This window comes from Exiguobacterium sp. SH5S4 (genome assembly GCF_004337045.1).
GTDB classification, from domain to species: Bacteria; Bacillota; Bacilli; order Exiguobacteriales; family Exiguobacteriaceae; genus Exiguobacterium; species Exiguobacterium aurantiacum_A.
In genome coordinates this window covers 1-21752 of record NZ_SJUQ01000029.1, presented here as the reverse complement: position 1 = coordinate 21752, position 21752 = coordinate 1, and the positions used below count along the sequence as shown (strand labels likewise).

Sequence of the window (21752 nt, the reverse complement as noted above, 5' to 3'; positions counted from 1 at the left end):
ACTCCAGCTCGTCACTTTCTAGTGGCGAGCTTTTTCCATGGAAAAAGGACACCCCCACGGGTGTCCTTTGTAAATTATGACATCAGACGTTGTCCTGACTGTAACTCGTACATTTTTTTGTACAATCCATCATGCTTCAATAAGGCCTGATGATTGCCCCGTTCGACGATTTCGCCGCGATGTAAGACAAGAATCAAGTCGGCATCCTGAATCGTCGACAAGCGGTGGGCGATCGCGATCGTCGTTCGTCCACGACGCATCCGGTCGAGCGCGAACTGCACCCGCTCCTCTGTCTCCGTATCGATCGAGCTCGTCGCCTCGTCCAAAATCAGTATTTTCGGATCACGGGCGACCGTTCGGGCGAAGGCGAGCAGTTGCCGTTCCCCGCTCGAGAACGTCGCCCCCCGTTCACCGACTGCGTGGCCATATCCCATCTCGAGTTTTTCGATGAACGTATTGGCTTGGACAAATTCCGCCGACTGGCGAACTTTATCGGAATTAACTGTCGGATTGAACAATTTTAAATTATCTTCGATCGTGCCGCTGAACAGGAACGGGTCTTGCAAGACGAGACCGATCTTATCGCGAAGTTCCACTTCCTCGAACTGTTCGAGCGGGTGTCCGTCGATGGTGATCTGTCCACCTTCGTACGGGTAAAACCGAGTGAGCAAGTTGATGATCGAACTTTTCCCGCTCCCCGTGTGACCGACGAGCGCGACCGTCTCACCCGGCTTGGCGACGAATGAGATGTTCTTCAAAACATCGACTTCCCCGTCATAACTGAACGTGACATCGTCAAACCGAACTTCTCCTGCCCCGATCGCTGCCTCGCCGGAAAGACTTTTTCCTGGCGCCGGTTCATCGGTGTCGAGCACTTTGAAGACGCGGTCTGCCGAGACGACCGCTTGTTGGAATTCACTCAGCCGTTGCATGATATCGAGCACGGGGCGGAAAATGCGCTCGATATAACTGATGAACGCATAGACGACCCCGACTTGAACTTGTTCCGTCATTGACAGGAAGCCATAGTAACCGAGCAAACCGATGATCGAGAACGCAAGCAATAGCTCGATGATCGGGCGGAGCAACATACTATCGAGCTTCAAGTTCTTGAACCGCGCTTCTTGATGCGCCTCGTTCGTCGCTTCGAACTGACGGACGAGACGCTCTTCTTGACGGAACTGTTGAACGATTCCCATCCCGTTGATCGACTCGCTCAACTGCGCGTTCAGTCGCGATAACAAATCACGGACTTGGGCAAAATATTTAGTCGAGTACCGGCGATACGCCCAAATGATGAGCCAAAACAACGGGAGGAGGACGAGCCCGATCGTGGCGAGCGTCGGCTCTAAAATGTACAGGAAGATGTACGTCCCGAGCAATTGAACGCCCGACTGGACGAACGTGCTCATCACGCCGACGTACAACTCTTTCACCGCTTCCGTGTCGTTCGTGATCCGGGAGACGAGCACACCCGCTGGCGTCCGGTCGAAATAGGCGAGACGCAGCCCCATCACATGACGGAAGATGTCCATTCGAATATTTTGGACGATTTTAAGGGCGATCTTCTGAAACGCAATCGATTGTAAATAGTCGAAGATGACGGCCGAGATGTGTAACACCATATAGACGACGAGCAGCGTGACGACCCAATTCGTCGGATAGACGCCCGGTGTCACGAACTCATCGATGAACACTTTGATTAAAAACGGTCCGGCAAGCTTCGCTCCCGTCGCAAGAAGCAAAAAGACGAAGGCGAGGCTGAGCGGCCGGCCGTATCGTTTCGTATAGGCCAATAACCGCTTGATGACCGCCCATTCTTGAATATCATGCTTCATGGTGGCCCCCTCCTTCCACGATCGCCTCAAGTTGTTGGCGGTCGTACGTTTCTTTGTACCAGCCCGGTTCTCGAATGAGATCGTTGTGTCGGCCCCGCTGAATGACTTGGCCATCAGCGAGTACGAGAATCTCATCGGCATGCTCCACTGCCGACAGACGGTGGGCGACGATCAATCGAGATTGCTCCGGATTGCCGACACGGAAATGTTCGATGATAGCTTCTTCCGTCTTCGCATCGACGGCGGACAACGCGTCATCAAGGATCAAGAGATCGGCCTCGATCATGAGCGCCCGGGCAATCGAGATACGTTGCTTCTGTCCCCCCGAGAGTGTCACGCCGCGTTCACCGACGAGCGTGGCATACCCTTCCGGCAGCCGCATGATATCGTCATGCACTTCGGCGATCTTGGCAGCCGCCATGATCTCATCCATTTTTGCTTCCGGTTTTCCGAAGGCGATATTGCTCGCAATCGAATCCGAGAACAGGAAGTGGTCTTGCGGGACGAGGGCGACTTTATCTAGTAGAAGTGATTTTTTGACTTGACGAACATTGACGCCGCCGATTTTAATTTTACCGTCGGTCACGTCATATTCCCGGGTCAACAATCGAACGATCGTCGTCTTACCAGAACCGGTCCGACCGACAATCCCGAGTGTCTTGCCGCGCTCGATCCGGAATGTGACATCACGCAGCACGGTCGTATCGTCATAACGGAACGAACCGATATCCGCCTCGAGCTCGGAATGATCCAGTTTCGTCGCCGCCATCGGATCGTCTTGGATCTCTGGCTTGATGGCGAGCATGCGCTCGATCCGGTCGTACGAAGCACGACCACGTTCGACGATATTGAACAACCAACCGAAAGCGAGCATCGGCCAAGTGAGCAGACTAAGATAAGCAGTAAAACTGACGATTTGACCGATCGTGAGCTCGCCTTGTTCGATCAAATAGGCCCCGTAGCCGATCGACAATATGTAAGATAATCCGACGATCCCGAAGATTGTCGGGTCGTACAAGGCGTCAATTTTAGCGACGCGGACGTTTTTTGCCATGACTTCATCTGACAACTTCTCGAACGATTCGACGTCGTGGTCGACTTCCCCGGTCGATTTCAAGACGCGAATCCCACTCACGCTCTCCTGAACCTTGTCATTCAATTCGGAAAATGCCGCTTGAGCGACACCGAACCTGCTATGGAGCATCTTTCCATATCGTGTCGTCAAAATAACCATGATCGGCAGCGGCAGTAAAGCGACGACCGTCAGCTTCCAGCTGATCGTCGTCACCATCGTGATGATGACGAACGTACCCATCGTCACACTGTCGACGAGCGTCAAAATACCCGCCCCCGCCGTCGTCGAGACAGCCTGGACATCGTTCGTCGCGTGCGCCATCAAATCGCCGACACGCGACTTTTTATAAAACCGTTGATCCAAATCCGTGAAGTGACGATATAGTTGGCTCCGGAGCAGGCGTCCGAGCCGGATCGAGGCCCCGAAAATGAAATAGCGCCAAAAAAAGCGCGCCACATAGTTTCCGATCCCGACAGCCGCAAGCCCGCCTAGCAGCATCCACAGCAAGTCCGCTTCGAGCGAACCTTGGTTCATCCCATCGATGACTCGGCCGATGATGCGCGGCGGTATGAGCTCGAGTGCGGCGACAAACATGAGCAAGACGATACCGACTGCATACGTCCGCCATTCGAGCCTGAAGAACCAAGCTAATTGTTTAAATACACGAATCTGAAACGCCCCCTATATCTTGAAATAAGACTATTCATTTATGGTAGCGAAAGTTTGTTCGATTGTCGAACAAAAGATGAATAAAAAAAAGCACTTCGCGGGTGCGAAGTGCTTCGGTGACTCATTATGATTTTTTTTCGTTCTTCGCTTGAACGTTCATGGCACGCATCACTTGGTTGACTTTTTTCTGTGACGGTTTTTGACCCATCTGCATCATTAACGTACGAATCATGTCTTCGTTGATTGGTGGGTTCTGTTCAAGGTAGTTCATCATGTATTTACGAGCGATGAAGAATCCGATCGCGATACCCCCGATGAGTGCTGCCACGACAAGAAGAATCCAAAATAATGTACTCAAGGTTTTACCTCCTCTACCATATGAAACATCGTTTTTTACTATACACTATATTACGCTAATTCGCTAGTCGTCAGAAAAAAAAGTGATGACCTAGACATTGCTAGGCCATCACACGTTTTTAATGACAATTATAGTGATTTGACAGCGTCGATGACATTCTCGACAGACATGCCGTACTCTTTCATGAGGAGGTCCCCAGGAGCCGAGGCACCGAACTTGTCGATTCCAAGCACTTTACCGCCGAATCCGACGTACTTGTACCATCCGAGCGTCGCACCCGCTTCAAGCGAGACGCGCTTCGTGATCGACGAAGGAAGAACTGATTCTTTGTACTCTGCCGATTGGGCTTCGAACAGTTCCCATGACGGCATTGAGACGACAGCAGCGTTCACGCCTTCAGAAGCGAGTTGTTCACGTGCTTCGACGAGGACGTGGACTTCTGAGCCTGTACCGAGAAGAAGGACGTCCGCTTCGCTCGAGTCACCTGCGACGACATAGGCACCTTTTGCCGCGTCTTCGACAGATGTTCCTGCGAGTTCTGGCAACGCTTGACGCGTCAAGACGAGAAGTGACGGAGCTGACGTCGTCGTGATCGCTTGTTTCCAAGCGGCGATCGTCTCTTTTCCGTCTGCCGGACGGAGAACTGACAAGTTCGGCATCGCCCGGAAGCTCATCAAGTGCTCGACCGGTTCGTGCGTCGGACCGTCTTCACCGACTGCGATCGAGTCATGCGTCAAGACGAATGTCGACGGGATTCCCATGAGTGCAGCGAGACGGACCGCTGGGCGGAGGTAATCCGAGAAGACGAAGAACGTTGCGCCATAAGGAAGTACGCCACCGTGAAGCGCCATCCCGTTGACAGCTGCCGCCATTGCGAATTCACGGACACCGAACCAGATGTTACGGCCGGCCGGATCTTCGTCGAAGTCAGCAGCGCCTTTAATCATCGTGTTGTTCGAGCCGGCGAGGTCAGCCGATCCCCCGAACAATGTCGGTACCGCTTTTGCGATCGCGTTCAAGACTTCTCCGCTCGTTTGGCGCGTCGCTTTTTTCGACCCGATTTCAAACGTCGGCAACTCGCTATCCCAACCTTCAGGAAGTTCGTTGTTCATCGCACGTTCGAACTGAGCACCGAGCTCAGGATGAGCCGATTTGTAGGCTGCGACGAGTTCGTTCCAATCCGACTCAGCTTTAGCGCCAGGCTCAACGACTTTATCGTTGAACAAGTCGTACACTTCGTTCGGGACGTAGAACGTCTCGCCTTCCCATTTATAGAACTGTTTCGTGAGTTCGATCTCTGCTTCTCCAAGTGGAGCGCCGTGTGATGCTGATTTACCTGATTTATTCGGTGAACCGAAACCGATGACGGTCTTCACTTCAATCATCGTCGGTTTCGACGTCTCAGCTTTCGCCTCGTCGATCGCTTTGGCGATCGTATCGATGTCCGTTCCATCCTCGACGCGAATGACTTGCCATCCGTAAGCGTTGAACCGATCTTCTACGCTTTCCGAGAACGACTTATGAAGGTCGCCATCAAGCGAGATGTCGTTTGAATCATACAAGACGACGAGTTTCCCGAGTTTCAAGTGACCGGCGAGCGAGGCAGCCTCGGCCGACACACCTTCCATCAAGTCACCGTCTCCACAGATCCCGAACGTATAGTGGTCGACCACGTTGAACTCATCGCGGTTGTATGTTGCTTCCAAATGTTTTTCAGCCATCGCCATACCTACAGCCATCGCAATCCCTTGGCCGAGTGGTCCCGTCGTTGCGTCTACACCTGCAGTGTGACGATACTCAGGGTGTCCTGGCGTCTTCGAGTCCATTTGACGGAACGACTTGATGTCGTCGAGTGAAAGGTCATAACCAGACAAGTGAAGCAGCGAGTACAATAGCATCGAACCGTGTCCCGCTGAAAGGACGAACCGATCGCGGTTGAACCAGTTCGGGTTTTTCGGGTTGTGACGCATTTTGTCTGTCCAAAGCGTGAACGCCATCGGGGCCGCACCCATCGGCATACCTGGGTGACCTGAGTTCGCTTGTTGGACAGCATCAATCGAGAGCGTCCGAACCGAGTTAATCGCTAATAATTCTTTAGTAGTTGTTTCCACTAATTTCATCCTCTCTGTTGTTAAGAAAGTTTCTACCCGTCATATTTTAGCACACTCAATCGTGTGTCACAACTAATTAAATAGTATGTCACATTGATTGGAATCGTTTACTTCCATACGTCTGTTTTCGAGGGAATGGTCGAACCTTATCGAGCTTCGTGTATAACAAACATGCACATCCTATACGAAATAGGATGTGCATTCGAGTTCATTCAGAACGGTGTCGGTTCTGTTCGTCTTTTAGTTTTTCTGGTGTCACGTCGTTGCCTTCCGGATCGACGACTTTCATGCCCATCATCTGGGATTTGAACGATTGACGGAACGCTTTTAAATATTGTTGACGTAACGCTTGTTGCTCGTCCATCTCTTGTTGTGACAAGCCGTCTGTCTTTGCCTTGTTGGCGAGGAAGTTAATCCGCTCCAATTGTTCGGGTGCTAACATGAGGTTCGCCCCCTCTCTACTGAATTTGTAGTTCTACTGTACAAAATCAGGGCGTAGGAATCAAGTTTCTGGCACTGCCACATGTTCCAAATAGCGACGGTTCACAGTCGCTTTCGAGACTTCGTAGCCGAATCCACGGAGCGTGGCCGCGATTTCGGCGAAAGTGAGCCCCCGCTCCCGGAGTTGGACGATCTCCTCGATCGGCACTTCAATCCGGCTCCGTCCCCCTTGGTCATGGTGCTGAATGTTGCGTTGCGGGTTGAACCCATTCGCGACCGCACGGCGCATGCCGCGCGATATCTTGGCGTTATGAATCTTCCGTTGATACTCCTCGACGACGCTGACAATCTCAAGCACCATCTTCTCGGCGTCGGAGACGACGTATTCATCGGACGACTGCATCGTCAACAGCCGGACGTTATGCTTCATGAGCGTATGCAAGATGGCGATTTTTGCATTCCCCCGGCCGAGGCGACTGTCATCGCTCACGAGCACGGCATCGAGCTTTGACGCCGACACATGCTCTAACAAATCGAGCAGACCCGTCCGATTGACCTCAAATCCGCTCTCTTGTTCGGTGATCACATCGATCACTTCCGCATCGAGACGTTTGGCCATCTGTAACAATTCTGCTTCTTGCCTCGTGAGCGAGGTTTCCTGAGTTGACTTGTTCGTCGATACGCGACAATAAATGACGACTCGCATCTCGTCACTTCCTTTCTTTCCAGTCATCCTCTTACGATACACAGGATGAGCGGGTGTTCGCAATCCAAATCGATCATTCAGCAGCGAACCAAGTCGTTTTCCGCTCTTCTTTTTCCGCACGTTCCGCTAACAGCTGGGCTTCGAGCGTTTCTGCTTCGTTGAACGCAACTTCTTGTTCGATACTTCTTTCGACCGTCATCACTTTCGGCTCCACAGTCCCGCCTTGGCGAAACTCGCCGACTAAGTAAAAGGCGAACATCCCGAGCACTACCATTCCGACCAATATGAATCCATTGACTGTATCTTTCATTTGAACCGCCTCCAAATATAAGAATATGCGTTCTTAGGAACGTCTGTTCGTTTTATCTGTCCTTATCATAAAACAAGAACTTCTGTTCGGTCAAGAAAAAACGAACGAATGTTTGTACGCTCATATGTTCTTGTGTTAAAATAAATCCATAAAGAATAGGATGCGTTCGCAGGTTATTCGACATAAACGAGGTGAAATCCATTGAAAAAAATGTCAGCAAGACAGCAACAGATTCTTGATTTTATAAAAGCTGAAGTTCGGACGAAAGGTTATCCGCCGTCAGTCCGAGAAATTGGTGAAGCCGTCGGTCTCGCATCGAGCTCGACCGTGCACGGTCACTTGGACCGTCTTGAAAAACGTGGATTGATTCGGCGCGATAAGACAAAACCGCGTGCGCTCGAAGTGTTGAGCGAGGATTCTCCGTCCATCGAGGAGCGTGAGACGGTCATGTACGTCCCGGTTATCGGGAAAGTTACGGCCGGAACACCGATCACGGCGATCGAGAACGTGGAAGAACACTTCCCGCTCCCGGCCCATATCGTCGGTTCGGATAACGTGTATATGCTCTCCGTCTCTGGCGATTCGATGATCAACGCCGGAATCCTCGACGGAGACCGCGTACTCGTCAGACAACAGAACACGGCAGACAATGGAGAGATTGTCGTCGCGATGACGGACGAGGGTGAGGCGACCGTCAAACGGATCTACAAAGAGGCGTCGAAAGTCCGACTCCAGCCGGAGAACGATGAACTTGAGGCGATGTATTTCGATAACGTATCCATTTTAGGGAAGGTCATCGGTGTATACCGGACGATCCATTAATGGCTAGCGGCAAGACACATACGCGTACGAACCTCGTGGCAATCGGTGCTTTAGCGATTGCCACGCCTTTTATTGATGTCGATATCCCGACTACCCTTTTCCTCGGTGCGCTTATCGGGACGTTTTGGCTCTCCCCGGACCTCGATTTGAAATCGGATGCATACTATCGGTGGGGACCGCTGCGTGGCTTTTGGCTCCCTTACGTGAAGCTGATGCCGCACCGGTCTCCGCTGTCGCACTTGCCGGTGTTGAGCGATCTCATTCGTGTCATCTACCTTGGCTTCCCGCTCGCGCTCATCCTTACGTTCACTTCGTATGAAGCGGTTGTGAAGACGTGGCTCGACTTGAACGGCATCCCGTTCTTCCTCGGTCTCGTGTTCGCGACGACGCTCCATACGGCACTCGACTATGCGTCCACATTTTTCAAACGTGCGTTCTAATCGCAAAACAAGCGACCACTCAATTGCGAGTGGTCGCTTGTTTTGACTAAAAAAACGCCCGATCCAAGAAACTGGATCGAGCGTTTTTTCAAGTTCATTCGACTTAGTAGAGCGTCATGTACTGATCGCGTTCCCACTCCGTCACTTGCGTGCGGAACATGTCCCACTCGATCTCTTTCAACTCGAGGAAGTGTTCGCCGATGTGGTCACCGAGCGAATCCATGACGATTTTGTCGGCGCGGAGTACTTCGAGTGCGTCGAAGAGTGTCGCCGGAAGATCGTCGATGCCGTTCGCAACACGCTCTGGCTTGTCCATCACGTAGATGTTGCTGTCGATCGGTTTCGGTGCTTTCAAGTCTTTCTCGATGCCGTCAAGACCAGAAGCTAAGAGGGCCGAGAGCGCGAGGTACGGGTTCGCCGCCGGGTCGACCGAACGTACTTCGATACGTGTCGAGAGGCCACGGGCAGCCGGTACACGGACGAGCGGTGAACGGTTACGGGCGCTCCATGCGACGTAGCATGGTGCTTCGTATCCAGGCACGAGACGCTTGTACGAGTTGACCGTTGGGTTACAGATCGCCGTGAACGCACGTGCATGCTCGAGGATACCAGCTGTGAAGGCACGTGCCGTATCCGAGAGCTCCATGTCACCGTTCGGGTCGTAGAACACGTTCGTGTCGCCTTTAAAGAGTGACATGTTCGCATGCATCCCTGAACCGTTGACACCGAAGAGTGGTTTCGGCATGAACGTCGCGTGAAGGCCATACTTCGCCGCGATCGTCTTGACGACGAGTTTGAACGTTTGGATGTTGTCGGCAGTCGTTACCGCATCCGCGTATTTGAAGTCGATTTCATGCTGTCCTGGTGCGACTTCGTGGTGTGACGCTTCGATCTCGAAGCCCATGTTTTCGAGCTCGATAACGATTTCTTTACGGCAGTTCTCGCCTGAATCGACCGGTGCCAAGTCGAAGTAACCGCCTTGGTCGTTCAATTCGAGTGTCGGCTGTCCGTTCAAGTCTTTCTTGAAGAGGAAGAATTCTGGCTCTGGTCCGACGTTGAACGCTGAGAAGCCGAGCTTTTGCATGTGCTCGAGGTTGCGTTTCAAAATGCCGCGCGGGTCACCGCTGAACGGTGTGCCGTCCGGATTATAAATATCACAAATTAAGCGAGCGACTTTACCGCTGCCGTCTGTCCATGGGAAGACAACCCACGTGTTAAGGTCTGGATAGAGGTACATGTCTGATTCCTCGATGCGTACGAACCCTTCGATTGAAGAGCCATCGAACATCATCTTGTTATCAAGTGCTTTGTCCAATTGGCTGATTGGCACCTCGACGTTTTTAATCGTACCGAGGATATCCGTGAATTGAAGACGAATAAAGCGTACGTCCTCTTCTTGTGCGATCCGTTTGATGTCTTCTTTTGTGAACGTTTTTCTGGCCATGGTAAAAGTCCCCTCTCACATTGTGTAATGGTTTGTGTACTGGCGTCATCGATAAAAACGTGACAACTCTCCTTGGATGAGCGACGTTTTATTGAAACGACCAGCTTCTTGAAGCTGTGTTTTCAATAATTGATGTAACTCTTTCTCGGAAATCTTTGGCGGTTCGCTTGGCGGAGCCGCAGAAGCAGATTGTTCTGTCTCTTTGGCACCGTCGTTGTCGAGCATATGGCGAATCGCCGCCAAGTTGAAGCCTTGGTCAATGAAATCTTTGATTGCGAGCAAACGTTCGACATCATTAAAGGAATAAAGTCGTCGTTTCGATTCCGTCCGACTAGGCGAAACCAGACCCTGTTCTTCGTAATATCGAATCTGCCTGCCTGTCAGTTGCGTCAGATCTTGGACGATCCCAATCGGAAACAACGGGTTGGAGCGACGAAATTGATCGGCCATCCCTTACCCCTCCTTTTCTGTCTCACAATGTGAGAATAATACATGACAACTTTCCTGTCAATAGATGTTAAGAAAGTTAACATGACATTTCGGTTACAACGTTTGAGTTGAATTTTCACGGTCAAATGTGACGAGCCCTTTCGTCCGCAATTGGCTCAAGGCGAGCATTAACGCGACTTTCACGTGTGCATAGGTCAAGCCACCTTGGACGTATGCCGTGTACGGCGCCCGGAGTGGTCCGTCCGCTGAAAGTTCGATCGACGAGCCTTGGATGAACGTCCCGGCCGCCATGATGACGTCGTCCTCATAGCCTGGCATATAGGCCGGCACCGGCAGCGCGTGGGCGTTGACCGGGGACGCCATCTGGATGCTCTGACAGAACGCGATCATCTTGTCGCGGTCGCGGAACGTGACCGATTGAATCAAATCGGTCCGCTGTGACGTATAATGCGGATCGGTCTCAAAGCCGAGCAAGCCGAGCAGGCTCGCCGTCAAATGGGCCCCTTTCAACGCTTGGGCGACCGTGTGCGGCGCCATATAAAAGCCTTGATACATCTCCTGCAGCGAATAGAGCGACGGACCGGCCTCGCTGCCGATGCCTGGCGTCGTCATCCGGAACGAGCATCGTTCGATCAATGCTTTCGTCCCGGCGATATAGCCACCCGTCTTCGCCAAGCCACCGCCCGGGTTTTTAATGAGCGAACCGGCCATGAGGTCGGCTCCGACATGTGTCGGCTCAATCGTCTCGACAAATTCGCCGTAGCAGTTGTCGACGAAGACGAACACGTGCGGGTGCGCTGCTTTGATCGCCGCGATCGCCTCGCCGATTTCACGCACCGGGATGCTGCGTCGATTGGCGTACCCTTTCGAACGTTGGATGCCGACGAGCTTCGTCTCGGGGCGGATCCGTTCGATCGCAGTCGCGACATCGATTTGATCGTCTTTCAACTCGACCGTATCGTAGCCGACACCGAGTTCTTTCAATGAACCGCGGCCGTCGCCACGGATGCCGACGATCTCTTCGAGCGTATCGTACGGTTTACCCGTGATATACAAGAGTTCATCTCCCGGTAACAACACACCGAACAAGGCAATCCCGATCGCGTGTGTCCCCGAGATGATTTGCGGACGACAGAGGGCGAGTTCGGCCCCGAACACGTCCGCATAGATCGACTCGAGCGTGTCGCGCCCGATATCGTCATAGCCGTACCCGGTCGTCGGATTGAAATGAAAGTCCGACACTTTATGCTTCTTGAACGATTCGAGGACACGGTATTGGTTGAACTCCGCCGTTTCCTCGATCGCTTCAAAATAAGGTTTCACCCGTTGTTCCGCTTGCTTGACGAACGGGGCGAGTTCATCGTAATGCTCAATCTTTTCTTGCCACATCATTCACACCTCAAATGGTTTCAGCGTCGCATATAGACGCGTGTCTTCTCTCATATAACCGACAAGTTCGACCGAGCCGTCGTCAAGGAAGTTCTCCTCGAGCCGGTACATCGAATCTTTGGCCGGATGGTAATGTTCGAACGAGCTGACCGGCAAGACGACGTGCACTTTCGTCAACACGTCCGAAATCTTGTCCTCGATCGCGCCGATGAGCGTCTCGATATCGGCCGAGTCGAGCGCCGAGATGACGAGCGGTCCACCGACGAAGTCAGCCGTCAAGCGATCTTTCTTGTTGTACACTTCGAGCTGCGGCAACTCACTCGCGCCGAGATCGGACAAGACCGAATTGGTCGTATCGATCTGGTTCATGTAGTGCGGGTTCGACGCGTCGATGACATGAAGCACGAGGTCGGCTCCGAGCACTTCTTCAAGCGTCGAGCGGAACGCGGCGACGAGTTTCGTCGGCAAGTCGCGGATGAACCCGACCGTATCGGTGATCAATACTTTCCCACCGCGCGGCAGTTCGAGCTCACGCGTGAGCGGGTCGAGCGTCGCGAACAGTTCATCCTGTTCATACGTGTCGGCATCGGTCAGACGGTTGAAGATGGTCGACTTGCCGGCGTTCGTGTAACCGACGAGCGCGACTTGGAACACACGGTTCTCTTTCCGGCGCACACGGTAGCGGTCACGGTGCGCGACCGTGCCTTCGAGTTGCTTCTTGATCTCATCGATGCGGCGCTTAATGTGACGGCGGTCACTTTCAAGTTTCGTCTCACCCGGTCCACGCGTCCCGATCCCGCCTCCGAGTCGTGACAACTGTGTGCCTTGCCCGATCAGGCGTGGGAGCAAGTAGTTCATCTGGGCGAGCTCGACTTGGAGCTTCCCTTCTTTCGACTGGGCCCGTCCGGCGAAGATGTCCAAGATGAGTTGCGTCCGGTCGATCAATTTCATCTCGTCCGGGTCGTTCAACGAGATCCGAATGTTTTTCGATTGGGCCGGTGACAGCTCAGCGTTGAAGATGACGATATCCGGCTCAAACTGTTCGATGAGCACGGCGAGCTCCTCGACTTTCCCTTTCCCGATAAACGTCCGGCGGTCGACTTGTTGCCGTTTCTGGTCGAGCCTTGCGACGACCTCACCTTTTGCTGTATCGACCAATTCGACGAGTTCACCCATCGATTGTTCATATGTCCAATCGTCGACGGTCGGTAGCTGACACCCGACGATAATCACTTTCTCTCGTTCCATATACATCCCTCATTCCTAATAAGTCTCATCCTCCATCTTACCACGAATCCATGAATGGAGAACGTCCGTTTGTGGTACGATATGAAGAGAAGGAGGGACGTCCCATGACGAAACGCAGAAAAGAGTACTCGCTCCCCGAGTATATCGAAACGTATTTATATCATCTCGGTGCGAGCGGCCGCCAGCCATCGACGCTGAAACGCTATCGCTACGACTTGATCGACGTGCACAAATACTTCAGCGACCATAACGTCGAACTCGTCACCCCCGAGGAATGGCTCGCCGTCCCGCTCGAGTCATGGAAGACGTTCATCAACGATTTTTTGATCGAAGAGAAACAGTACCAACAGGCGACGGTCGCCCGCATCGTCACCGTCATCAACAGCTTGACCCAGTTTTTGAACCCGCTCCGCAAAAAGATGCTCGCCTATTCGCAACCGGCGCACACGCTCACCATCGACCAGATCGCGTTACAGTCCGAGTTCGACAAGCTCGTCCGGACGATCCGGTCGCCGCGGGGATTGAGCGAGAACCAGCTTCAGGCTCATCCCTATCTCGTCAACCGCAACGCGCTCATCGTCACACTGTTCTACAAATACGGTTTGCGCGTTCATCATATCATCCGTCTGAAAATGAACGACCTACACTTGGCGAGCTACGAGTTCGACGTCTATGACCGGCTCGGTAACAAGTTCACGCTGAAGCTGACGCCTGAAGACCAATCGCTCCTCATGAACTATCTCGCCGACATCCCGACGCCGGTGCGCCCGCGCTGGTACTCGGAAGATCCCGTCTTCGTCTCGTTCGACTTTGCCCGGATGACGTTCCGCTGGGTGTACGCCAAAAACCAGCCGAAACAGCTGACGATCGTCATGATCACGAAGATGATGCGGCAGTTGAACGAGCGCAGCGGCGTCACCCGCTCGGTCACCCCGTCGATGCTCCGGAACGCCCATGTCTTGAAGACGTATGCGACCGACATGACCTCTCTCGAGCGGATGAACGTGACGTGCATGCATAAAGAGTCGTCGCTCCGCCGTTATGAACAGGCGTATGCCGAGTTCGGTGCCGAGCTGTTCGGTGAAAATGTGACGAACTAAAACCCGCCCTTTTCCGAGGACGGGTTTTGCTTTGTCGATCAATGGGCCCATTCATCTTCTAGTAACCCGTAGACGACATGGTCAACGTACCGGTCGTACAGCCATTCGGCGTCTCGAAGCACGCCTTCTTGTTTGAAGCCGAGCCGTTCCGGCAGCGCCCGGCTCTTCACGTTCCCGGTCGCGACCCGGATCTCGAATTTATGGAAGCTTGCTGAACATCTAATATATCGAAATTCAATCTAAATTCCCCCTTTTAATCAATGGTTTGATCAATCGACGACGAAGGATGGATTATACTAAAGGAAACCTCTGAATGGAGTGATGATCCATGCCAATCTTTTCACAAGAAGAAACGAACGAGCTCCTGAGCATTCTTGAGAAGCGTTTCGCCGCCCACACGGCACGCCATCCCGACGTCGAATGGTCCGGCGTTTTGACAAGGCTCCAACAAGACGACAGCAAACTCGCATCGATCGCCGAGATGGAGCGGACCGGCGGCGAACCGGACGTCATCCGACTGCCGAACGGTGATCTCGCCTTCTGCGACTGTTCGCTGGAAAGTCCGAGCGGCCGACGCAGCCTTTGTTACGATGAGCAGGCGTTAGCGACGCGGAAGAAGAACAAACCGGACGGAAGCGCCGTCGCGTTGGCCGAAGAGATGGGGATTGAACTATTGGATGAGGTCACGTATCGTCATCTGCAGACGCTCGGCGCGTTCGACTTGAAGACATCGAGCTGGATTGCCACCCCGGGAGCGATTCGTCAAAAGGGCGGCGCCTTGTTCTGTGACCGCCGCTATGACCACATCTTCGTCTACCACAATGGTGCGGATTCCTATTACGCGGCCCGCGGGTTCCGCGGGATGTTCATTATTTGAGTAAGGCCAAGTGCCTTGCTCTTTTTATGTGAATAGCCACTTGAAGACGACCGGAATGTATTTGACGAAAAAGAGGCTCACGAAGAAGAGCGACGGTGCTTTCAACAACCAGATGTACCACGCATTCTCTTTACGCATCAAAATCAACACGATGCCATTAATCAAAGCGTTCTGTGTAACATGAGGTTCGTGCATCCATTTACTTACTAACGTCCCCCACCCTGGGAAGGAATCCAGTCCAAACGTCGACGTGAAGTCCAGCGATACGTCATACTTGATTCGGACGTACCACGCCATGGCATAAACTGATACGAAAAGTGAGGCCCAAATCGTCATCCCTAAAAACAAGAAAAAGTCTTTCCATGACTCCACGTCGATAGAGAACACGACGACCAAAATCCCGATCCCAATCACAACGTTAATAATGAACAGCGGTGAAATCGTCAGAATAGAGAATTCTTCCGCTGTCATAAACGACCCTAAAACTAAACTTGAATGTTGACCCATCAACGCATCCTCATCGCTTTCACGTGTGGCAACAACGTATCATATACTTCGATATACATGACGACTCCCAGACCGATGCCGATAAGTAGCAAGATTGCCCCCAAATGTTTTGTCGTCATAAATATAAGGACAACGTGAATCACAATCGTAGCGATGATGCCATCCACGCTCCCCGAATGATCCGTGATTGCTTTTCCCGGTTTAATCAATAGATAAATGCCCGCTGTCGAAAAAAGTACACCCACACAGGCGATTCCGATAACATCAATCCATAATGACATTCTTTGAACTCTTTAATTTTAAATTCGGTATTTGAAATAAAATTAAATTCTAAATTATTCTTTTTCAAATTTTAGAGTCTGCACCCTCAAATGTCTACCAAGATTTTCAAGACAAACCAGTATAACTTGTTCAAATAGGTCATCTCTTATTCCACGTTGATTAAGTTGACACGATATATTCATAGATTGAAGAGGATAGTATAGACGTTTTGACACATAAAAAAACTGCAGACGAATCGTCTGCAGTTTCAATCTTATGCGTGAAGCGTCACGTTCAATTCTTCGGCGACCGCCTTGAAGGCAGCGAGCGCGCGTTCGAGGTCGTCACGGGTATGTTCCGCCGTCACGATCGTCCGGATGCGGGCCTTGCCCTTCTCGACCGTCGGGAAGGCGATGCTTTGCGCGAACACGCCGTGGTCTTTCAACTTGTCCGAGAACGTGTGCGCGAGCGTCTCCTCACCGAGCATGACCGGTGTGATCGGCGTCGTCGCGTGGCCGATGTCAAAGCCGAGGTCACGGAGACCAGATTTGAAGAACTCCGTGTTCGCCCATAACTTGTCGAACAGTTCTTCTTCTTCTTTCATGACCCGGATCGCCTCACGGTTCGCCGCGACGACCGCTGGCGGGTGTGACGTCGAGAACAAGAACGGACGCCCTTTTTGGATCAAGAAGTCACGGACGTCGTTCGAACAGGCGACGTAGCCGCCGAGGACCCCGATCGCTTTCGACAACGTCCCGACTTGGAGGGCGACGCGGCCGTCGAGACCGAAGTGGTTGACCGTCCCGCGTCCATTCTGACCGAGGACGCCCGACGCGTGCGCGTCGTCGACCATGACCGCAGCATCATACTTCTCGGCGAGCTCGACGATCTCCGGGAGCGGTGCGATGTTGCCGTCCATCGAGAAGACGCCGTCCGTTACGACGAGCCGCGTCCGGTAGTCTTGCGTCTCTTTCAAGGCCGCCTCTAAGTCTTCAAGGTCGGTATGCTTGTAGATGCGACGGGCCGCTTTCGTCAGACGGATGCCGTCGATGATCGAGGCGTGGTTGAGCGCGTCACTGATGACGACGTCTTCCGGTCCGAGCAGCGCCGACAAGACGCCGAGGTTCGTCGCGAATCCCGATTGGAACACGAGTGCCGCTTCCGTATGCTTGAACTCGGCGAGTTCACGCTCGAACGCCTCGTGCATCTCGAACGTTCCGGCGATCGTCCGGACCGAGCCCGTCCCGGCTCCGAACGCTTCGACCGCTTCGATCGCGGCTTGTTTCAAACGGGGGTGGTTGGCGAGTCCGAGGTAGTTGTTCGACGACAGCTGGACGAGCGACTTGCCGTTGATTGTGACCTCGTTCCCTTGCGCCGATTCGAGCGGTACGAGCGAGCGGTACGTGCCCGCTTGTTTCATTTCATTGACTGCTTCTGTAATATGTTCAAATGCCATATCGATTCCCCCTGTTTATGGTAGTAAGACGACTTTCCCACATTTCCCGGCTCGCATGAGCTCAAAACCTTGCTCGAACTCCTCGAGCTTGAAGACGTGGGTGATGATCGGTTCGACGTTCAATTGGCCGGACGCGAGCATTGTCGACACTTGGCCCCACGTCTCGTACATTTTACGACCGGTGATGCCTTGGACCCGGATTCCTTTGAAGACGACGTCACGCGTCAAATCGAGCGCGACCGGTCGTGCCGGAAGTGACAAGACGTTGACGTCGCCGCCCGCCGTCACCATCTTGAACGCCTGGTCGATCGCGACCGGATGCCCGCTCATCTCACAGACGACGTCGATCCCGTCCCCGTCCGTCTCAGCCATGATCAGGTCGAGCGGATTTTGGTCCATGCTGTTGATGACGACGTCCGCTCCCATCTGTTCTGCAAGCTTCAACCGGTACGGATTGATGTCAATCGCATACACGCGGCTCGCACCGGCCGCCTTGGCGACGCCGACGGCCATGAGACCGATCGGGCCGCAGCCGACGATGGCGACAGATTGTGCCGTTACGTCACTTGCGAGCACGGTATGGACCGCGTTACCGAGCGGTTCTTGAATCGACGCGAGCTTCGACGGCATCGTCTCCGGGTTGACCCATAAGTTCTCTTCCGGCATGACGACATACTCGGCGAAACAGCCTTGGGTGTCGACCCCGATAATTTTCGTGTTTTTACAGATGTGATACTGACCACGCAAGCATTGTTTACACTGGTGGCAGACGATGTGTGTCTCGGCCGACACGGTCTGACCGACTTTGATGCGCTTCGCCCCTTCCCCGAGCGCCACGACTTCCCCTGAAAACTCATGCCCGAACACGTAAGGCGGTTTGACCCGGCTCTTCGCCCAGTCGTCCCATTCATAAATATGGACGTCGGTCCCGCAAATCGATGTCGCTTTCACTTTAATCAATACTTCACCGGCACCCGGTGTCGGAATCGGCACCTCGACCAGCTTTGCCCCAAATCCGGCCGTGTGTTTTTGAATCGCTTTCATCACAGGTGTCGTTGCTTCCTTCTCTGTCGTTGACACGAGCTGTTCCATCGAAAACGTCCCCCTCTTGTCTGTTTGTCGAACTTCACGTTCTCTTTCATCTTGTCATAAAATGACGAAACTGAGAAGATAGAACCTCATTTTTCAACAAAAAAGAGAAGCCATCCGCTCCGATGGCTTCTCTTCACAAGAATAGGACCTATGTCCCGACCGCACAAGCTCATCTAGGTTCGATGATGAGCTTGATGGCAGTTCGTTCTTCTCCGTCAATTAGAATATCCGTGAACGCTGGAATACAGATCAAATCAAGACCGCTCGGCGCGACGAAACCGCGGGCGATGGCGACAGCTTTGATGGATTGATTGAGCGCACCGGCGCCGATCGCTTGAATCTCACACGTTCCTTTTTCACGAAGAACGCCAGCTAATGCACCCGCAACGGAGTTGGGATTCGATTTTGCTGAAACTCTGAGTACGTCCATTCTTGTTTCCCCCTCGGGTAGGTTGTTCAATCAAACCAGACGGTCTGATCATCTAGGTGTATGCGTTCAATCTTGGTCGCTCGTTTCGACTGGTCGTCGATTGTGATTAAAACTCCATTAAGTTGTTCCCGTCCCTCGGCAACTTCAAACCGGACTGGGAGTTGTGTCACAAACTTTTTCAACACGACAGACGCGTCCATGCCGAGGACACCGTCGAGCGGACCTGTCATCCCGACATCAGTGATATACGCCGTCCCGTTTTTGAGCACGCGCTCATCGGCGGTTTGGACATGGGTATGCGTCCCGACGACGGCTTGGACACGACCGTCTAGGTGGTACCCCATCGCAATCTTCTCACTCGTCGCCTCGGCGTGCATATCGACGAAGATGGCATCGACGTCATCCCGAACCTCATCGACGAGGGCGTCGACTTTGCGGAACGGACAATCGAGCGACGGCAAGAACACCGTCCCCATGACGTTGATGACGGCAAGCTTCTTCCCGTTCTGCTTGAGCACCATCATGCCGACACCGGGCGTGCCGTCCGGATAGTTGGCCGGACGGACGATGCGCTCGGCGTCGTCGATCCAATCAAAGATTTCACGGTTGTCCCATGTATGGTTCCCCATCGTCACGCCGTGGAATCCAAGTTCGAGAAATTGTTGGTATATTTTTTTTGTGATACCGCGCCCGTTGGCTGCGTTCTCACCGTTGACGAGCATGAACGTCGGACTGTATTTGCTTTTCAAGCGCCCGATTTGTGCTGCCAAGATGTCACGACCCGGTTTCCCGACGACGTCACCGATAAATAAAATCTTCATAAATATTTCCTCCTTCAAAACAGAAAAAGCGGAGAATGTCTCCGCTTTTTACTTCGCATAATCGACGGCACGCGTTTCACGAATGACCGTCACTTTAATTTGTCCTGGATAATCCAGTTCATCTTCGATCCGTTTGCAAATATCGCGGGCCATCTTGTTCGCCACGACGTCGTCGACGACGTCTGGGCGGACGATGATGCGGACTTCGCGTCCTGCTTGGATCGCATATGATTTCTCGACACCTTCGAACGACTCACAAATTGACTCGAGGCGTTCTAAGCGGCGAATGTAACTCTCGAGCGTCTCTTGACGAGCGCCCGGCCGTGCCGCAGACAGCGCGTCTGCCGCTGCGACGAGAACAGCGATCGTCGATGTCGCTTCGACGTCTCCATGGTGCGAGGCGATCGAGTTGATGACGACCGGATGTTCTTTATACTTCGTGGCCAGCTCGACGCCAATTTCGACGTGGCTGCCCTCGACTTCATGGTCGATCGCTTTCCCGATATCGTGGAGGAGTCCCGCTCGCTTGGCGAGCGTCACGTCTTCCCCGAGCTCGGCGGCCATCATGCCGGCGAGGTGGGCCACTTCGACCGAATGGGCGAGTACGTTTTGACCGTAACTCGTCCGGTAACGCATGCGCCCGAGTGTTTTGATAAGGTCAGGATGTACCCCGTGGATACCAGCCTCGAACGTCGCTTCCTCACCGTATTCACGGATGCGCTCATCGACTTCGCGGCGTGACTTCTCGACCATCTCTTCGATCCGGGCCGGATGGATCCGTCCGTCTTGCACGAGTTTTTCGAGCGTCATCTTGGCGATCTCACGACGGACCGGGTCAAATCCGGACAAGATGACCGCTTCAGGCGTGTCATCGATGATGAGATCGATCCCAGTGAGCGTCTCGAGCGTGCGGATGTTACGTCCTTCACGACCGATGATGCGCCCTTTCATCTCGTCACTCGGCAAGTTGACGACGGATACCGTCGTCTCAGCGACATGTTCAGCCGCATAACGTTGCATCGTGAGAGACAACAAGTGTTTCGCTTTTTTATCAGCTTCAAGTTTTGCTTTTTGCTCGATGTCTTTTTGAAGGAGAGCAGCATCGTGAAGCGCTTCCTGCTTCGCTTCGTCCATGATGATGGTTCGTGCTTCTTCTTTCGACAAGGCCGCCACGCGTACAAGTTCTTGACGGGCTTCCTCGTATAATTCCTCCACTTTGCTTTCGAGCGTCTCTGCTTCCCGTTTCCGTTTCGCAATGCCCGCCTCGCGTTCATCCAAAGCATCTTCTTTCCGTTCGAGCATGTCTGCTTTCCGGTCAAGAAGCTCTTCTTTTTGAACGAAGCGATTCTCTTTCACTTTCTGCTCTTCGCGACGTTCGCGTAACTCTTGTTCCGTCTCATTGCGAAGTTGAATCATCTCTTCTTTTACTTCAAGCCGTGCCTCTTTTTGCATCGCTTCCGATTGTTGTTTCGCTTGCTCCACAATCTTGGTCGCTTCCGTCTCAGCACCTTGAATCTTCGCTTCGGCGATCGATTTACGCACAAAAAAACCTGCAACAAAAGCTATCGGCAAAAGGAGGATCAGAATAAGCCAATTTAGCCATTCCATCATGTTCACCTCCCTTTCGCAAGGTTATTTTATTTTTTTAAGATTGAATGACACGGGTGGACCCGCGCATAGCTTTATTGTACTTATTTACCTGTTAGAATGCAATGCAAGGACAGGATAGAACTCCCAATTCCTTAAAAAATATTGTGATATACAAAAAACCCGCTCGGACTGAACTGCTCCCCGTCAAGTAGACAGGGCAAATAATGAAAACCAGCCTAGGCGGCTTGAGACCTGTATTCGACAGGGCTCAAGCCGTTTAGTCGTTTCTGGAAACGATCGTGGTTGTAGAACGATAT

23 protein-coding genes and 1 pseudogene are annotated in these 21752 nt (G+C 52.8%); 4 read left to right on the top strand and 20 right to left on the bottom strand.

Annotated features, from left to right (window positions below; translation table 11 throughout):
* Window positions 1-74 precede the first annotated feature (74 nt).
* From EVJ32_RS13725 to EVJ32_RS13695, 7 genes are all read right to left on the bottom strand, one after another.
* On the bottom strand, window positions 75-1838 hold the full coding sequence (locus EVJ32_RS13725; protein WP_131458801.1) for an ABC transporter ATP-binding protein: 1764 nt from the start codon (window positions 1836-1838) through the stop codon (window positions 75-77).
* Entirely contained in the window at window positions 1828-3582 is a 1755-nt protein-coding gene (locus EVJ32_RS13720; protein WP_131458800.1) for an ABC transporter transmembrane domain-containing protein, read from the bottom strand. The genes EVJ32_RS13725 and EVJ32_RS13720 overlap by 11 nt, the downstream gene beginning before the upstream one ends.
* 124 nt (window positions 3583-3706) lie before the next feature.
* Window positions 3707-3940: a YneF family protein gene (locus tag EVJ32_RS13715; protein WP_131439735.1), complete on the bottom strand. Its 234-nt coding sequence runs from the start codon at window positions 3938-3940 to the stop codon at window positions 3707-3709.
* A gap of 128 nt (window positions 3941-4068) precedes the next feature.
* Entirely contained in the window at window positions 4069-6060 is a 1992-nt protein-coding gene (tkt, locus tag EVJ32_RS13710; RefSeq protein ID WP_131458799.1) for a transketolase, read from the bottom strand.
* Between the two features lie 199 nt (window positions 6061-6259).
* On the bottom strand, window positions 6260-6493 hold the full coding sequence (locus EVJ32_RS13705; RefSeq protein ID WP_070327145.1) for a DUF896 domain-containing protein: 234 nt from the start codon (window positions 6491-6493) through the stop codon (window positions 6260-6262).
* 60 nt (window positions 6494-6553) lie between these two features.
* Entirely contained in the window at window positions 6554-7198 is a 645-nt protein-coding gene (locus EVJ32_RS13700) for a YneB family resolvase-like protein (RefSeq protein ID WP_035386380.1), read from the bottom strand.
* Window positions 7199-7271: 73 nt separating this feature from the next.
* Window positions 7272-7508, bottom strand: coding sequence for a hypothetical protein (locus EVJ32_RS13695; protein ID WP_236635968.1), 237 nt, complete (start codon window positions 7506-7508; stop codon window positions 7272-7274).
* Window positions 7509-7709: 201 nt separating this feature from the next.
* Between EVJ32_RS13695 and lexA the strand changes: the two genes are divergently transcribed.
* Window positions 7710-8330 carry a transcriptional repressor LexA gene (gene lexA, locus EVJ32_RS13690; protein WP_131458797.1) on the top strand — a complete coding sequence of 207 codons (621 nt, stop codon included), beginning with the start codon at window positions 7710-7712 and terminating at the stop codon, window positions 8328-8330.
* Window positions 8330-8770 (top strand): metal-binding protein, encoded by a 441-nt coding sequence (locus EVJ32_RS13685; RefSeq protein ID WP_131458796.1) that lies wholly within the window; start codon window positions 8330-8332, stop codon window positions 8768-8770. The genes lexA and EVJ32_RS13685 overlap by 1 nt, the downstream gene beginning before the upstream one ends.
* A gap of 103 nt (window positions 8771-8873) precedes the next feature.
* Here the strand turns inward: EVJ32_RS13685 and glnA are convergent, their stop codons facing one another.
* The 4 genes from glnA to hflX form a co-directional block, all read right to left on the bottom strand.
* Window positions 8874-10214, bottom strand: a complete 1341-nt coding sequence (gene glnA / locus EVJ32_RS13680; protein ID WP_131458795.1) for a type I glutamate--ammonia ligase — start codon at window positions 10212-10214, stop codon at window positions 8874-8876.
* A 45-nt stretch (window positions 10215-10259) separates the two neighbouring features.
* Window positions 10260-10664: a MerR family transcriptional regulator gene (locus tag EVJ32_RS13675; protein ID WP_070327141.1), complete on the bottom strand. Its 405-nt coding sequence runs from the start codon at window positions 10662-10664 to the stop codon at window positions 10260-10262.
* A gap of 93 nt (window positions 10665-10757) precedes the next feature.
* Complete coding sequence (locus EVJ32_RS13670; RefSeq protein ID WP_131458794.1) at window positions 10758-12053, bottom strand: methionine gamma-lyase family protein; 1296 nt, start codon at window positions 12051-12053, stop codon at window positions 10758-10760.
* Window positions 12054-12056: 3 nt separating this feature from the next.
* Entirely contained in the window at window positions 12057-13301 is a 1245-nt protein-coding gene (gene hflX, locus EVJ32_RS13665) for a GTPase HflX (RefSeq protein WP_070327140.1), read from the bottom strand.
* Between the two features lie 104 nt (window positions 13302-13405).
* Here hflX and EVJ32_RS13660 point away from each other — a divergent pair, with 104 nt between their 5' ends.
* Entirely contained in the window at window positions 13406-14401 is a 996-nt protein-coding gene (locus tag EVJ32_RS13660) for a tyrosine-type recombinase/integrase (protein ID WP_070327139.1), read from the top strand.
* A gap of 38 nt (window positions 14402-14439) precedes the next feature.
* On the opposite strand, the pseudogene EVJ32_RS13655 reads toward EVJ32_RS13660, so the two are convergent.
* A pseudogene (locus EVJ32_RS13655) lies at window positions 14440-14604 on the bottom strand (GNAT family N-acetyltransferase); the annotation flags it as partial.
* A gap of 125 nt (window positions 14605-14729) precedes the next feature.
* Between EVJ32_RS13655 and EVJ32_RS13650 the strand changes: the two are divergent.
* A complete protein-coding gene (locus EVJ32_RS13650) occupies window positions 14730-15278 on the top strand; it encodes a DUF4256 domain-containing protein (protein ID WP_131458793.1) in 549 nt (182 codons plus the stop codon).
* Between the two features lie 24 nt (window positions 15279-15302).
* Here the strand turns inward: EVJ32_RS13650 and EVJ32_RS13645 are convergent, their stop codons facing one another.
* The 8 genes from EVJ32_RS13645 to EVJ32_RS16530 form a co-directional block, all read right to left on the bottom strand.
* A complete protein-coding gene (locus EVJ32_RS13645; protein ID WP_131458792.1) occupies window positions 15303-15785 on the bottom strand; it encodes a hypothetical protein in 483 nt (160 codons plus the stop codon).
* A complete protein-coding gene (locus tag EVJ32_RS13640) occupies window positions 15785-16066 on the bottom strand; it encodes a hypothetical protein (RefSeq protein ID WP_131458791.1) in 282 nt (93 codons plus the stop codon). The genes EVJ32_RS13645 and EVJ32_RS13640 overlap by 1 nt, the downstream gene beginning before the upstream one ends.
* Before the next feature lie 254 nt (window positions 16067-16320).
* Window positions 16321-17502 carry a glycine C-acetyltransferase gene (locus tag EVJ32_RS13635; protein WP_131458790.1) on the bottom strand — a complete coding sequence of 394 codons (1182 nt, stop codon included), beginning with the start codon at window positions 17500-17502 and terminating at the stop codon, window positions 16321-16323.
* Window positions 17503-17517: 15 nt separating this feature from the next.
* Window positions 17518-18594: an L-threonine 3-dehydrogenase gene (gene tdh / locus EVJ32_RS13630; protein ID WP_070327132.1), complete on the bottom strand. Its 1077-nt coding sequence runs from the start codon at window positions 18592-18594 to the stop codon at window positions 17518-17520.
* Between the two features lie 169 nt (window positions 18595-18763).
* The gene (locus tag EVJ32_RS13625) at window positions 18764-19024 is read right to left on the bottom strand and encodes a stage V sporulation protein S (RefSeq protein ID WP_016509762.1); all 261 of its coding nucleotides are present in this window, start codon (window positions 19022-19024) and stop codon (window positions 18764-18766) included.
* A 26-nt stretch (window positions 19025-19050) separates the two neighbouring features.
* A complete protein-coding gene (locus tag EVJ32_RS13620; RefSeq protein WP_035386387.1) occupies window positions 19051-19845 on the bottom strand; it encodes a TIGR00282 family metallophosphoesterase in 795 nt (264 codons plus the stop codon).
* Between the two features lie 48 nt (window positions 19846-19893).
* Window positions 19894-21456, bottom strand: a complete 1563-nt coding sequence (gene rny / locus EVJ32_RS13615; RefSeq protein WP_370246299.1) for a ribonuclease Y — start codon at window positions 21454-21456, stop codon at window positions 19894-19896.
* 215 nt (window positions 21457-21671) lie between these two features.
* On the bottom strand, window positions 21672-21752 hold an 81-nt coding region (locus tag EVJ32_RS16530), incomplete at its 5' end, for an IS3 family transposase (RefSeq protein WP_131436690.1).

Excerpts from the sequence above, each read along its gene's own strand:
- EVJ32_RS13645 (WP_131458792.1), bottom strand. The coding sequence starts at position 15,785 with ATGGGTCAACATTCAAGTTTAGTTTTAGGGTCGTTTATGACAGCGGAA.
- EVJ32_RS13705 (WP_070327145.1), bottom strand. The coding sequence starts at position 6,493 with ATGTTAGCACCCGAACAATTGGAGCGGATTAACTTCCTCGCCAACAAG.
- rny (WP_370246299.1), bottom strand. The coding sequence starts at position 21,456 with ATGATGGAATGGCTAAATTGGCTTATTCTGATCCTCCTTTTGCCGATA.
- EVJ32_RS13620 (WP_035386387.1), bottom strand. The coding sequence starts at position 19,845 with ATGAAGATTTTATTTATCGGTGACGTCGTCGGGAAACCGGGTCGTGAC.
- EVJ32_RS13695 (WP_236635968.1), bottom strand. The coding sequence starts at position 7,508 with ATGAAAGATACAGTCAATGGATTCATATTGGTCGGAATGGTAGTGCTC.
- glnA (WP_131458795.1), bottom strand. The coding sequence starts at position 10,214 with ATGGCCAGAAAAACGTTCACAAAAGAAGACATCAAACGGATCGCACAA.
- EVJ32_RS13640 (WP_131458791.1), bottom strand. The coding sequence starts at position 16,066 with ATGTCATTATGGATTGATGTTATCGGAATCGCCTGTGTGGGTGTACTT.
- EVJ32_RS13650 (WP_131458793.1), top strand. The coding sequence starts at position 14,730 with ATGCCAATCTTTTCACAAGAAGAAACGAACGAGCTCCTGAGCATTCTT.
- tkt (WP_131458799.1), bottom strand. The coding sequence starts at position 6,060 with ATGAAATTAGTGGAAACAACTACTAAAGAATTATTAGCGATTAACTCG.
- EVJ32_RS13670 (WP_131458794.1), bottom strand. The coding sequence starts at position 12,053 with ATGTGGCAAGAAAAGATTGAGCATTACGATGAACTCGCCCCGTTCGTC.
- EVJ32_RS13675 (WP_070327141.1), bottom strand. The coding sequence starts at position 10,664 with ATGGCCGATCAATTTCGTCGCTCCAACCCGTTGTTTCCGATTGGGATC.
- tdh (WP_070327132.1), bottom strand. The coding sequence starts at position 18,594 with ATGGAACAGCTCGTGTCAACGACAGAGAAGGAAGCAACGACACCTGTG.
- hflX (WP_070327140.1), bottom strand. The coding sequence starts at position 13,301 with ATGGAACGAGAGAAAGTGATTATCGTCGGGTGTCAGCTACCGACCGTC.
- EVJ32_RS13700 (WP_035386380.1), bottom strand. The coding sequence starts at position 7,198 with ATGCGAGTCGTCATTTATTGTCGCGTATCGACGAACAAGTCAACTCAG.
- EVJ32_RS13625 (WP_016509762.1), bottom strand. The coding sequence starts at position 19,024 with ATGGACGTACTCAGAGTTTCAGCAAAATCGAATCCCAACTCCGTTGCG.
- EVJ32_RS13685 (WP_131458796.1), top strand. The coding sequence starts at position 8,330 with ATGGCTAGCGGCAAGACACATACGCGTACGAACCTCGTGGCAATCGGT.
- EVJ32_RS13635 (WP_131458790.1), bottom strand. The coding sequence starts at position 17,502 with ATGGCATTTGAACATATTACAGAAGCAGTCAATGAAATGAAACAAGCG.
- EVJ32_RS13725 (WP_131458801.1), bottom strand. The coding sequence starts at position 1,838 with ATGAAGCATGATATTCAAGAATGGGCGGTCATCAAGCGGTTATTGGCC.
- EVJ32_RS13660 (WP_070327139.1), top strand. The coding sequence starts at position 13,406 with ATGACGAAACGCAGAAAAGAGTACTCGCTCCCCGAGTATATCGAAACG.